This is a genomic window from Streptomyces sp. NBC_00005 (assembly GCF_045160215.1).
Taxonomy (GTDB): Bacteria; Actinomycetota; Actinomycetes; order Streptomycetales; family Streptomycetaceae; genus Streptomyces.
Genome location: NZ_CP108316.1, coordinates 3,114,883 through 3,128,931, shown reverse-complemented (window position 1 = coordinate 3,128,931; position 14,049 = coordinate 3,114,883). Strand labels below are relative to the sequence as shown.

The window sequence follows — 14,049 nt, the reverse complement described above, 5'->3', positions numbered from 1 at the left end:
GGAATCGATGCCCGAACCTCATCGCCCCCGACAGGTGCCCATCGCGATCGTCGGCGCCGGTGCGCTCATGCCCGGCTCCTCCGACGTCGGCGGCTTCTGGCGCACCGTCGTGCACGGGCGGGACCTGATCACGGACGTACCGCCCACCCACTGGCTCGTGGAGGACTACCACGACCCGGACCCGTCGGCCCCGGACCGCACCTACGGCCGTCGCGGCGCCTTCCTCTCGCCCGTCGACTTCCCCGCCCTCACCTACGGCGTGCCCCCCAACACCCTGGAGGCGACCGACACTTCACAGCTGCTCGCGCTCATGGTCGCCGACCAGGTGCTCACCGACGCGACCGGCGGCGACCTGGCGGGCCTCGACCGCGACCGGGTCAGCGTGATGCTGGGCACCGGCGCGCTGGAACTGCTGTACAGCATGTCCAACCGGCAGCAACGGCCCGTATGGCTCAAGGCGTTGCGCGAGCACGGGGTGCCCGAGCCGGACGCCCAGGCCATCTGTGAGCGCATCGCCGACCACTACGTGCCGTGGCAGGAGGCGACCTTCCCCGGGCTGCTCAGCAATGTCGTGGCCGGACGCATCGCCAACAAGTTCGACCTGCACGGCACCAACCACACCGCGGACGCGGCCTGCGCCAGCTCACTGGCCGCGCTGTCCGCCGCGGTCAACGAACTCGCCCTCGGCAAGGCCGACATGGCGATCGCGGGCGGCGTCGACACCCTCAACGACATCGTCATGTACATGTGCTTCTCGAAGACGCCGGCGCTGTCCGCGACCGGAGACTGCCGTCCGTTCTCCGACGTGGCGGACGGCACCGTCCTCGGCGAGGGCCTGGTCATGGTCGCCCTGAAGCGGCTGGCCGACGCCGAGCGCGACGGCGACCGGATCTACGCCGTACTGCGCGGCATCGGCAGCTCCTCCGACGGGCGAGCGACCGCCGTGTACGCCCCGCTGCCGGAGGGACAGGCACGCGCCATCCGGCGGGCGTACGAGTCCGCTGGCTACGGTCCGGACACCGTCGAGCTCGTCGAGGCGCACGGCACCGGCACCCGGGCCGGGGACCTCGCCGAGTACACGGGCCTGCGCGGTGTGCTCGGCGAGACCGGGCGGCAGGACGGACCCTGGTGCGCGCTCGGCTCCGTCAAGTCGCAGATCGGGCACACCAAGTCCGCGGCGGGCGCGGCCGGGCTGCTCAAGGCCGCCCTGGCGCTGCACCACCGGATGCTGCCGCCCACCATTAAGGTCGACCGCCCCAACCCGAAACTCGACCTCGGCAGCGGGCCGCTCTACCTCAACACCGAGACGCGCCCCTGGGTCCGCGACTCGGCCCACCCGCGCCGCGCCGCCGTGTCCAGCTTCGGCTTCGGGGGCAGCAACTTCCACCTCACGCTGGAGGAGTACGTGCCGGGGGAGGGGACGACGGCCCGACGGCCCCCGCTGCTGCGTACCGTCCCCTCGGAGTTGGTCCTCCTCGCCGCCGACTCTCCGGCGGAGATCCTGGCCGATCTGGAACAACTCGCGGCCGACGAAGGCGACTTGGCGACCGTCGCCCTCGGGACGCAACTCGCCTTCGACCCGGCGAAGGCCCACCGCATCGCCGTCACCGCCGAGAGCACCGCCGACCTCGCGGACAAACTCCGTCAGGCGGCGGCCGTGCTCGGCAGGGATCCGGGGACCGCCTTCTCCACCCCCACCGGCATCCACCACGCGACCGGACCCGCCGAGCCCGGCCGCGTCGCCTTCCTCTTCTCCGGGCAGGGCAGCCAGTACGTCGGGATGGGCGCCGATGTCACCCTGCACGTCCCGCAGGCGCAGGCCGTATGGGACCGGGCGGCGGACCTCACCGTCGGGGACCGTCCGCTGCACCGGGTGGTCTTCCCCGTGCCGGTCTTCGACGACACCGACCGCGCCGCCCAGCAGGCCCTGCTGACCGAGACCGAATGGGCCCAACCCGCCCTCGCCGTACAGAGCCTGGCCCTGCTGTCCGTCCTGGACGCGGTCGGCGTACGCGCGGACTGCGTCGCCGGGCACAGCTTCGGCGAGCTGACCGCCCTGCACGCCGCGGGTGTCTTCGACGCGGACACCCTGGTCCGCATGGCGCGCCGGCGCGGCGAGTTGATGCGGGACGCGGCAGAGGTGCCCGGCGCGATGCTCGCCGTGGCCGCCTCGCGCGAGGACATCGAGGCGGCGCTCACGGACGACGCGGACCCGGCGCAATGGTGGGTGGCCAATCACAACAGCCCTCGCCAGACCGTGCTTTCCGGCACCGAGGAGGCCATCGAGGCGGCCGGGCGGAAGCTCGCCGCCGCCGGGCTCACCGCCAGACGGCTCAACGCGGCCACCGGCTTCCACAGCCCGCTGGTCGCACCGGCGAGCGGGCCCTTCCTCGACTTCCTGCGCGAAGTGCCCTTCGAGGAAGCCGAGTTGGAGGTGTACGGCAACTCCGACGCGGCGCCCTACCCGGCCGATCCGGACGAGACGCGCCGCCGGATCGCCGACCACCTCGCCCTGCCGGTGCGCTTCGCCGACCAGATCGAGGCCATGTACCGCGCGGGAGTCCGCACCTTCGTCGAGGTCGGCGCCGGCGCCGTGCTGACCCGGCTGGTCGGCGAGATCCTCGGCGACCGCCCGCACTGCGCGGTGAGCCTCGACGCCAAGGGCCGAGGCGGCATGACCAGCCTGCACGACGGCCTCGGCCGCCTGGCCCTGAAGGGGGTCGAGGTGGACTTCGCCGCGCTGTGGGCGCCGTACGCCATCGACGACAAGACGCAAGCAGAGACGGGCCGGAGGCCGCAGATGACCACCCCGATCCAGGGCAGCAACCACGGGCGTCCCTACCCGCCGGCCGGCGGCGCCGCCGAACTCCCGCCGCCGAACCCGGTTCCGGCGCCCGCGCCGACACCTGCCGCGGTTTCGACACCCGCCCCGGTCCCGGCAGCCGTGGCTCCGGCAGCGTACCCGGTCGTGGCGGCGCAGCAGCAGACGGCCGAGGCGCACGCGCGGTACCAGGAGCAGGCGGCCGAGGCCCACGCGACGTATCAACGACTCATGGCCGAGAGTCACTTGGCGTTTCTCAGGGCCTTCGAGGACTCGTACGGCGGCGGTGTGTACCCGGACCCGGCGGCCGTGACCGCGGCCCCGGTCGCACCCGTGGCCGCCATGGCTCCGGCTTTCGCCCCTGTCGCCTCCCTCGCCTCCCTCGCGCCTCCTCCTCCGGAGGCCGTCGCGCCCGCTCCCGTCGCACCGCCGATCACACCGCGACCGGCCGTATCCGAACCCCCGGCCCCCGAACCGCCCGCCGCCCCGCCGACCGTGGACCTGGAGGACCTGCTGCTGTCGATCGTGGCGGACAAGACGGGCTACCCGGTGGAGATGCTGGCCTCCGACATGGACCTGGAGGCGGATCTGGGCGTCGACTCGATCAAGCGGGTGCAGATCCTGTCGGCGCTGCGGTCCGAGGCGCCGGATCTGCCGGCCGTGGAGACGTCGGAGCTGGGCTGGCTGCGCACGGTCGGCGACATCGTCGGCAAGCTGCGGGCGGGCGGCGACACCGGGCCTGAGCAGGACAGCCCGCCGCCGCTCGCCACCACCCCCCTCGTCCACCACGCCGTACGAGCCGTCCCGGCCCCCGCGTCCGGGCTGGAACCGGCCGGACTGGACGGCGGCATGCTCGTCGTCACCGACGACGGCCAGGGCATCGCCGCCCACGTCGCCGCAGGCCTGAACGCGCAAGGCCTGTGGGCCACGGTTGCCACCGAGGTCCCGAACGACGCGTACGGAGTCGTGTTCCTGGGCGGGCTGCGCGAACCGGCCACGCCCGAGGAGGCACTCGACGTCCACCGCGAGGCGTTCCGCGTCGCACGCACGCTGGCGCCCCGCTTCGAGAACGGCGGCGGAGTGTTCGTCACCGTGCAGGACACCGGCGGTGACTTCGGCACCGGCGGGCGCGCCGGGGTCCGTGCCTGGTCCGGCGGGCTCGCCGCCCTGACCCGGACCGCCGCCCGGGAGTGGCCCGGCGCTCGGGTCAAGGCCATCGACTGCGAGCGCGCGGACCGTACCCCGGAGGCCGTCGCCGAAGCCGTCGTACGGGAACTGCTCACCGGTGGCGACACCTTGGACGTCGGCCTGCGCGCCGACGGCACACGGCTGACCGTGGCCGAGGTCGAGGTGCCGGTGCCCGACGCGGACTCCACGACCGTCGGACCCGACTCGGTGATCGTCGCCACCGGCGGCGCCCGCGGGGTCACCGCGGCCTCGCTGCTGGCCCTCGCCCGCGCCCATCAGCCGCGGATCGCGCTGCTCGGCCGCAGCCCGCTGGACGAGGAGCCCGCCGAACTGCGGGACGCCACCGACGAGTTGGCGCTCAAGCGTGCGGTCATGGAGCGGGCCCGCCGGGAGAACGGCTCCACCGCCGACGTGCCCGCGACCGTCGCCGCGGTCCTGGCCGCCCGCGAGGTCCGCAGCACCGTGGCCGCGCTGGAGGCGGCCGGCTCCAAGGTCCGCTATCTCGCCGTCGACGTACGGGACGAGGCGGCCGTCGCCGCGGCCCTGGACGAGATACGCAAGGAGTGGGGACCGGTCACCGGGATCGTGCACGGCGCCGGAGTGATCGCGGACAGGCGGCTCGGCGACAAGACCGACGCCCAGTTCGACCAGGTCTTCGAGACCAAGGCCCAAGGGCTGCGGGCGCTGCTGGCCGCCACCGCGGACGATCCGCTCGACACGCTGTGCGTGTTCTCGTCGGTCGCCGCACGCTACGGCAACGCGGGCCAGAGCGACTACGCCATGGCCAACGAGGTGCTGAACCAGGTGGCCCACGCCGAGCGGGCCGCCCGCCCGGACTGCCGGGTCGGCGCCATCGCCTGGGGGCCCTGGCAGGGCGGGATGGTCGGGCCCGAGCTCGAGGACCACTTCCGCAGCCAGGGCGTCGAGCCGATCCCGGTCGAAGCTGGCGCCCAGGCCTTCGTACGACTCTTCACGGCCCCGGGGCCCGACACCCAGGTCGTCGTCGCCGGCCGGGGCGCGGCCGAGGCCTTCGCCGGTCCGGCACGACAGGAGTCGAACGCCGCGCTACGGCTGACCGGTGACTCCCACCCCTACCTGCTCGACCACACCATCGCCGGCACCCCGGTGCTGCCCCTGGCCCTCGCCCTGGAGTGGCTGACCGGCATGTCCGCAGCCGGCAACGGGCCGCGGAACGTGAACGGGCCGCGGAACGTGAGCATGCTGCGGAACGTGAACGTGCTGCGCCGCGTGGCCCTCGACGACCTGCACGGCGCCGGACACCGCCTCGCCGTCCAGCGGCGCGACGACGGTTCCCTCCGCCTCCTCGGCGACGGCGGCGCCGCCCACTACGGCGCGGAGTCCGCCGAGCCGGCCGCTCCCGGCACCTGGAGCGAACCGACCGACCTCCGCCCCTGCGACCGCGCCGAGATCTACGACGGTCATGTCCTGTTCCACGGCCCCCTGTTCCAGGCCCTGCGATCGATCGACGGGATCTCGACCACCGGGGCGAGGGGCACCCTGGCCGGACTGCGCGAACTGGGCTGGGACACGGACCGCCCGTGGTCGACCTGGTGGACCGACCCGGCCGTCACCGACGGCGGACTCCAACTCGCCGTGCTCTGGGCTCAGTCGGCGCTCGGCGGGGCCACCCTGCCGATGTCCGCCACCGAGTACCGGGTGCACCGCACGGGCCCCGCGACCGGCCCGGTGCGGTGCGTGGTCCGGGCCCGGGACGTCCGGGACGAGGGCGCCCTGTGCGACATCGGCTTCCTCGACGAGGACGGCGCCGTACGCGCCGAACTGCTCGGAGTGTCCCTCGTCCTGCGCCCGTCCTGACCCGTCGCCATCGGAGAGCGAGACAGCACGCATGATGCGACTCACACGACGATTCGAACCGATCGCCGTCGTCGGACAGGGCTGCGTCCTCCCCGACGCGCTCGACCCCGGCACCTTCAGGGAGAACATCGCGGCCGGCCGGGTGAGCCTGTCCGCCGCCCCCGAAGGACACTGGCGCCTGCCGAAGCCCGCCACCGCCTCCCGGGGCGGGTACGTACGGGGCTTCGACTCCGTCTTCGACCCCGACGCCTATCTGCTCGGGCCCGAGCAACTCGCCGGCCTGGACCCGGTGTTCCGGTGGACCCTGCACTGCGCCCGCGAGGCGCTGCGCAACAGCGGACACTCGGACGGCGCGGCACCCCGGGCGGGCCTCGTCCTCGGCAACCTGTCCTTCCCGAGCGCCGCACTCGCGCGGTACGCCGAGCACGTATGGCGCGAGGAACAGCCTTACTCCGTAAGGGAGTTGTGGGACGGCGCGTACGGTCCGGGCAGGCGCCCCGACCCCCGTGACCGCTTCTCCTCCGGCCTGCCCGCGCACCTCGCCGCGCGGGCGTTGGGGCTGGGCGCGGGCGCGTACGCGCTGGACGCCGCGTGCGCTTCCTCCCTCTACGCCGTCAAACTCGCCTGCGACCGGCTGCGCGACGGCACCGCCGACCTGATGCTGGCGGGCGCCGTCAACCGCGCCGACGACCTCTTCATCCACCTCGGCTTCGGCGCCCTGTCCGCGCTCAGCCGCACCGGACGCAGCCGGCCCTTCCACCGCGGGGCCGACGGGCTGGTACCGGCCGAGGGCGCTGCCTGCGTGGCGCTGATGCGGCTGCCGGACGCCGTGGCCGAGGACCGGCCGATCCTCGGCGTCATCCGGGGCATCGGCCTGTCCAACGACGGCCGGGACGGCGGACTGCTCACCCCCGCCGAGGCCGGTCAGGTGCGCGCCATGCGGCTGGCGTACGAGTCGGCCGGGATCGACCCGCGCACCGTGTCGCTGGCGGAGTGCCACGCGACCGGCACCCAGGTCGGCGACGCGGTCGAGATCCGGGCCATGAGCAGGGTCTTCGACGGCTGCCCGGACCTGCCGATCGGGTCGGTCAAGTCCAACCTCGGCCATCCCGTCACGGCGGCCGGACTCGCCGGACTCCTCAAGGTCCTCGGCGCGATGCGGACCGGCATCCGGCCCGCGACCGTCGGGGCGGACGACCCGACCGACGCCCTCGAAGGCACGCCGCTACGGCTGCTGCGGCGGAGCGAGCCGTGGGAGGGGCCGCGTCGGGCTGCCGTGAGCGCGTTCGGGTTCGGGGGCAACAACGCGCATCTGGTGGTCGACGCGTGGGAGGAGACACAGGGCGCGGTCGCCCGTCCGGTGCGGGACGCACCCACTCCCGACCCGGCCCCCGTGGAGCCGGTGGCCATCGTCGCGATCGGCGCCCGCGTCGGTGACGGACGCGACGTGCACGACCTGACCCACGCCCTCCTGACCGGCACCCCGACGACGGCTCCCCGCTCCACCGTGGACGTCGAGCTGGCGGGCCTGAGCTTCCCGCCGCACGATCTGGAGCGCGCCCACGCCCAGCAGTTGCTGGTCACGGAGGCCGCACGGGAGGCGGCCCGCGGGACCGTCCTGCCGGGCGAACGGACCATGGTGCTCGTCGGGATGGGCTGCGATCCCGAGGTCGCCCGGCACCACGCGCGAGCGCGCGCCGCGGCCTGGTCGGGGGACTCCGGCACCGGGGACGCCTTCGCCCCGCCGCTGGACGCCGCCGCCGTCCTCGGCACGATGCCCAACGTCGTCGCCAACCGCCTCAACGCCCAACTCGACCTGCGCGGGCCGAGCTTCACGGTCAGCGCGGAGGAAGCCTCCGGCCTCGTCGCCCTGGACCTCGCCGCACGGGCACTGGCCACGGGCGAGGCGGACGCCGCCCTGGTCGGCGCCGTCGACCTCTCCCACGAACCGGTGCACCGGGCAGCGCTCGCCGAACTCGGCATCGACCGCGCACCCGGCGACGCGGCGGTCGCCCTGGTCCTCAAGCGCTTGGACGACGCCCGCAGGGACGGCGACCGGGTGATCGCACTTCTCGACCAACTGGGCCTGGGTCCTGCCGACATGACGGTGGGGGTGCGTGGTGAGAGCGGTCGCGATGTGTCTGCGAGGGCGGGCGAGGAAGGCGCTCGGGGTGCGACTGCGGGGCCGCGTGACGAGGGCCCCCGGCGAAAGACGGTGGGACCGCGTGACGGGAGCGTTCGTGGCGAGACCGTGGGTCCGCACGACGAGAGCAGGCGGGGAGTGGCCGCGGGAGGACAGGGCGGGAGCGGTCGGGACGTGCCTGTGGAGCCGCGTGGCGAAAGCGTTCGTGGGGTCGCTGCGGGAGCGCAGGGCGAGAGCACCCCGGGCTTCGACCCGGCCGCCCTCTTCGGCGCGCCCCACGCCGCCACTGGACTGCTCGCCGTGGCCTGTGCCGCCCTTGCCCTGCACCATCGGGCCCTGCCCGGTGCCGTGGGCGCCCCGGCCGTGCCGGCGCTCGGCGTCCGTACCGCGGAGGTGATCGTCACCCCGCTCGACGCACCGCCCGCCCGGGCCCGGCTGCGTGCCGCCGGGGACACCGACACCGCCGCCTGGGCGGCCGAACCCGCCCCCCGCCTGCACGTCTTCTCGGGCCGGGACCTGCCCGGCACCCTGGCCGCGCTCGCGGCCGGACACGAGTCCGACACCGGCCCCGCCCGCCTGGTCATCGTCGCCACGGACGCCGAACAGCTCGCCGCCCGCGCGAGTGCCGCCCGCCGCTGGCTGGCCGGCGAGAGCATCCGCCCGGACGGAGTGGCCTTCCGCGAGCGTCCTGTGGACGGCGAGGTCGCCTTCGTCTACACCAACGGTTCGGCGGCCTACCCGGGCATGGGACGCGAACTCATGCTGGCGTTTCCCACGATCACCGCCGAACTGGAGTCCCGCTGCGGCCCGTTGGCGGACACTGTCGGCTGGGCCCACCGCCACGCCCCGGCAGCCGAAGGACCCCCGCACGGACACGTCCTCGACCAGATCTGGGGCGCGGCCCTGCTCTCCCAGTTCCACACCGAGATCAGCCGCGACCTGCTCGGCATCGCACCCGCCGCCGCGCTTGGCTACTCCTCGGGCGAGTCGGCCGCGCTGGTGTCCCTGCGCGCCTGGCGCGACGTGCGGTCGCTGGTCGCCGACATCCGCGACTCGGCGGTCTTCACGGACGGTGTGGTCGGCCGCCTCGACGCCGTCCGTGCCGCCTGGGCGAAGTACGGGGTACGCGGCGACCGTTGGGCGAGCCATATCGTCAACGCCCCGGTCGACGCCGTACGCGAACTGCTCAAGGACAGTCGGGCCGTGCATCTCATGGCCGTCAACGCCCCCGACATGTGCGTGGTCGGCGGCGAGGAGAGCGAGTGCGCGCGTCTGCTGGCGGCGCTGCCCACCGGGCACGCCATCCGCCTCGACTACGAGATCGCCGTACACGCGCCCGAAGTCGAAGAGGTGCGCACGGAGTGGCGGCAGCTCCACCACCGCCCGACCGACCCGGTGCCGGGCGTGCGGTTCTACACCGGCGCGAGCGGCGAGTGGTACACGCCGACGCGCGACACGGCGGCCGACGCCGTCACCGCGCAGGCCGTCGGCACCATCAACTTCGACCGCATGGTGGAGAACGCGTACGCCGACGGCGTACGGGTGTTCATCGAGCACGGTCCGCGCGGGCTGTGCACGGGCTGGATCGACCGCATCCTCGGCGACCGCGACCACCTCGCCGTGTCCCTGGACGCCACCGAGGGCCAGGGCATCCGCCGGCTCGTCCGAACGGTCGCCGAACTCGTCGCGGCGGGCGTGCCGTTGAACGCGGACGCGCTCTTCGACCACCTCGCGTCCATCACGCCACCGCGGGCAGAACACACCACCGCCTCGCTGACCTTCCCGGCCCACCCGTCGCCCGTACGGGTACCCCCGCCGGTCACGGCGGACAGCCAGGAGATGCCCCGCGCACCCCGACTCCCCACGGTCGCCGCGAGCGTCCTCCCGGCCCGCCTGCTCGTCGAACAGGCCACCACGGCACACCAGTTGATGCCCAGGGCACCGTGGCTGCCGCCGATCACACAGGCCGACCCTCCCCAGCCGCCGATCACGCCGGCCGAACCTCCCCGGCCGCCGAAGTCGTCAGGAGTCGGCCCTGCCCGCCTGGCACGCGTGCTGACGGCGACCACGACACACCAGCAGGGACTGACCTCCGCCTTCCAGGAGTTCATGGCCCAACAGTCGAAAGTCCACCAGGACTTCCTGGCCATGCGCCGACGAGCCGAAACCCTCCTCCGTAACGGAGCCCCCGTCCCCGCGACCGTCCCCGCACTCCGCCCGGCCCCCGCACCCCACCCCGCCCCAACATCCCGGCCCAGCCCCGCAGGCCGGCCCGGCCCCGCACCCCACCCCGGCCCCCGCTTCACCCGTGACCAACTGGAACAGCTCGCGACCGGCAGGATCTCCGACCTCCTCGGCCCCCACTTCGCACCACAGGACGGCCTGCCCCGCCAGACCCGCATGCCGCAGCCGCCCATGCTGCTCGCCGACCGCGTCACCGGCATCGACGCGGTGCCCGCCTCCATGGGCACCGGCACCATCTGGACCGAGACCGACGTACGGCCGGACAGCTGGTACCTGGACCCCACGGGCCGTATGCCCGCCGGGCTCATGGTCGAGGCCGGTCAGGCGGACCTGCTGCTCATCAGCTGGCTCGGCGCCGACCTGCAGGGGCATGCCGGCGAACGCGTATACCGCTTGCTCGGCTGCGAGTTGACGTTCCACGGCAGCCCGCCCGCCCCCGGCGAGACCCTCCGCTTCGAGATCCGCATCGTCGGGCACGGCGAGCACGACGGCGTCCGGCTGTTCTTCTTCGAGTACGACTGCCACGTCGGCGACGAGCTGCGCCTGACCGTACGGGACGGCCAGGCCGGCTTCTTCACGGACGCCGAACTGGCGGGCACCGGCGGTGTGTTGTGGGATCCGGCCGCCGACGCTCCGGACACTCCGGTCCCGCCCCAACCCCAACTCCCCGCCACCCGGAGCACGTTCGGCCCGGACGCCGTACGCGCCTTCGCCGAGGGGCGCCCGTACGACTGCTTCGGCCCGCACCTGCGGGCGACCCGCGCCCACGTCCGCACCCCGCGCATCGCCGCCGACCGCATGCTGCTGCTCGGGGAGGTGACCGCGTTCGACCCCACGGGCGGCCCCTGGGGACGCGGACATCTGCGCGCCGAGACGCCGATCGGCCCCGACGACTGGTTCTTCGCCGGCCACTTCAAGGACGACCCCTGCATGCCGGGCACCCTGATGCTGGAGGGCTGCTTCCAGGCGATGGCCTTCCATCTGGCGGCACTCGGCTGCACGGCCGACCGCGACGGCTGGCGCTTCGAACCCGTCCCCGACGCCGCGTACCGCATGCTGTGCCGCGGCCAGGTCACCCCCGCCGCCCGCCTGCTGACGTACGAGGTGTTCGTCCGCGAGCTGTCGGTAGGGGACGAGGGCGGTGAGGCGGACGAGCCGACTTTGGTGGCCGACGTCCTGTGCACGGTCGACGGCGTCAAGGCGTTCCTCGCCCGCGGCCTCGGCCTGCGGCTGGTGCGGGACTGGCCGCTGGAGCACTCGCGGATGCTCGACCACCGCGAGCCCGAACCCGAGCCCGAGCGGGAGCAGGAACCCGAGCTCCTGCCTGTGCCGACCGAGGCGGCGTACGGGTATCCCACCCTGCTCGCCAGCGCGTTGGGCCGCCCGTCGGAGGCGTTCCCCGGGCTCTACGGCCCCGCGCAGGACGCGCGTCGGGTACCCCGGCTCCCGGGTCCGCCGTACCACTTCATCAGCCGGATCGTCTCGGTCGACGGCCCGCCCGGCGCCATGGAGGCCGGCGTGGAGGTGGTCGCGGAGTACGACGTCAGCGCCGGGAGCTGGTACTTCGAGCAGAACGACAGCCCGGTGCTGCCGACGGCCGTGCTGATGGAGATCGCCCTCCAGCCGTGCGGCTGGCTCGCCACGTACGTGGGCTGCGCACTGACCTCGGACCGGGATCTCCTGTTCCGCAACCTCGACGGAACGGCGACCGTGAGCGGCCCCGTCGGCCCGGACACGGCCACCGTGCGCACCCGCTCCGCACTGCGCGAGATCTCCCGCGTCGGCGACATGGTCATCGTGTCCTTCGAGGTGGACTGCCTCGCGGACGGCCTGCCGGTCTTCCACGCCACCACCGTCTTCGGCTTCTTCCCGCCGGAGGCCTTCGCCGACCAGGCGGGCCTGCCGCCCACGGACGCCGAGGCCGCCCGCCTGGCGGAACCCTGCGGGCGGACCGCGGTACTGCCGCCCGCCGGCCCGATGCTGCTGATGCTGGACCGCGTGACCGGCTACTGGCCGGACGGCGGCGCCTCGGGACTCGGCCGCCTGCGCGCCGAGAAGGACGTGGACCCGGGGGAGTGGTTCTTCAAGGCGCACTTCTTCTCGGACCCGGTACAGCCCGGCTCGCTCGGCATCGAAGCCATGCACCGGCTCCTGCAGACGTACCTGATCGAGACGGGCGCGACCGACGGCCTACGCCGTCCCCGCTTCGAACTCACCACCCCCACCCGCCCGTTGTCCTGGACCTACCGGGGCCAGGTGGTCCCCGCCAACCAGCGCGTCACCGTCGAACTGGAGATCCGCGAGAGGGGCACCGACCACGCCGTGGCCGAGGCGTGGCTGTGGGTCGACGGGACCCGCATCTATCACGTACGGGACCTCGCGATGCGCGTGGTGGAAGGGGAAAGGGCAGAAGGGGGCACGACGGAAAGGGGCACGGCAGAAAGGGGCACGGTGAAAGCAGCCGTGGCGGAAAGGGCCGTATCGGAGGGAGCCGTGACGGAAGGAGCGGCGACGGACGGGGCCACCGGCACCGAGATCGTCCTCGACCCCGCCGTGGACACCTGGCTGGTCGACCACCGCCCCACCTGGACCGTCCCGACGCTGCCCGGCATGTGCACCCTCGACCTGCTGGCGAGGGCGGCAGCCGCGCACACGGGCAAGCCCGTCCGGGCCCTGCGCGACGTCCGGCTGCACCGCTGGATCCGGGTCGCGGAGCCGGTCCGCCTCAGAACGGAGGTCACCCCTGTCGACGGCGTATCCGGCGAGGGAGTACGCGTCGATGGGGTACGTGTCGAGGGAGCACCCGGCGACGGCGAACTGACCGTGACCCTGCTGACGTGGCGGGCGGCGGCTACCCCCGCCCTGTCCCGCTTCGAACCGGCGGCGACCGCCACGGTCCTGGTCGGCGAACGCGCGGCCGCCCCGCCGCCCGAACCCTTCGCACCGCTGCCGGACGCCGTCCACGCCGACGACCCCTACACCGCCGGGACGCTCTTCCACGGCCCCGCGTTCCAGTACCTGGTCTCGGTGCGGGAGACGACCGGTGCGGCCTCCGGAGTCCTGGACGTCGCACGTGGCACGGTCCCGCCCGGCCTGCTGCACCCGGGCCTGTTGGACGCGGCCCTGCACGTCGTCCCGCACGACCGACTCTCGCGCTGGTCACCGGAGATCGCCCCGGACGTGGCCGCTTTCCCGCACCGCGTCGCGTCGTTCGACATCCACGGACCGCTCCCGGCCACCGGCGAGGTACGGGTCGAGGCCCGCTTCGCCGGCTTCGACGGGGACGACCGCCGCCTGCCGATGTTCGACGTCCAACTCTCCTGCGCCGACGGCCTGTTGGTGACCTTCCGGCTGGTGGAGATCCTCCTCCCGAAGGGCCGGATCGCCACGGCCGATCCGCTGCTGCGCCGCGCCTTTCTCAGGGACCGGCGCTACGCCGACGGCATCGGCCTGTCCGTGACCGAGGACGGGGTGACCCGGCTGGCGGCCGAGGACGTCGACCGTTTCGACTGGCTGCCGGGCACGGTGGCCGAGGCCTACGCCCTGCCCCCGGGCTCCCGCACCCGCGACGACCTGGCCCGTATCGCCGTCAAGGACCACATCGCCCGCCAGGCCCGGGTCCACCCTTCGGCGGTCACGATCGCCCCCGATCTCACGGCGGGTTGGCCGACGGACCGCCCCGCCCCGACGCACGCGGTGCTGGTCCGGGAGGAGGGCGACCGGGTCGAGGTACGGAGCAAAAAATCCTGAGTGTGCCGCAGGTATTCGCTGTACGTTGAGTCGAATATCAGCAGTTCACCACCCATCCCGAGGTGTA

Annotated in this window: 2 protein-coding genes; both read left to right on the top strand. The window is 73.8% G+C overall.

All coding sequences use genetic code 11. The annotated features are described in order from the left end of the window. Positions 1-7 precede the first annotated feature (7 nt). Positions 8-5,845, top strand: coding sequence for an SDR family oxidoreductase (locus OG303_RS14430; protein ID WP_405868551.1), 5,838 nt, complete (start codon positions 8-10; stop codon positions 5,843-5,845). Positions 5,846-5,876: 31 nt separating this feature from the next. Beyond that, on the top strand, positions 5,877-13,982 hold the full coding sequence (locus tag OG303_RS14425) for a beta-ketoacyl synthase N-terminal-like domain-containing protein (protein ID WP_405868549.1): 8,106 nt from the start codon (positions 5,877-5,879) through the stop codon (positions 13,980-13,982). Positions 13,983-14,049 lie beyond the last annotated feature (67 nt).

Bases quoted from the DNA above. Each gene is read 5' to 3' on its own strand.
- OG303_RS14430 (WP_405868551.1), top strand. From the start codon at position 8: ATGCCCGAACCTCATCGCCCCCGACAGGTGCCCATCGCGATCGTCGGC.
- OG303_RS14425 (WP_405868549.1), top strand. From the start codon at position 5,877: ATGATGCGACTCACACGACGATTCGAACCGATCGCCGTCGTCGGACAG.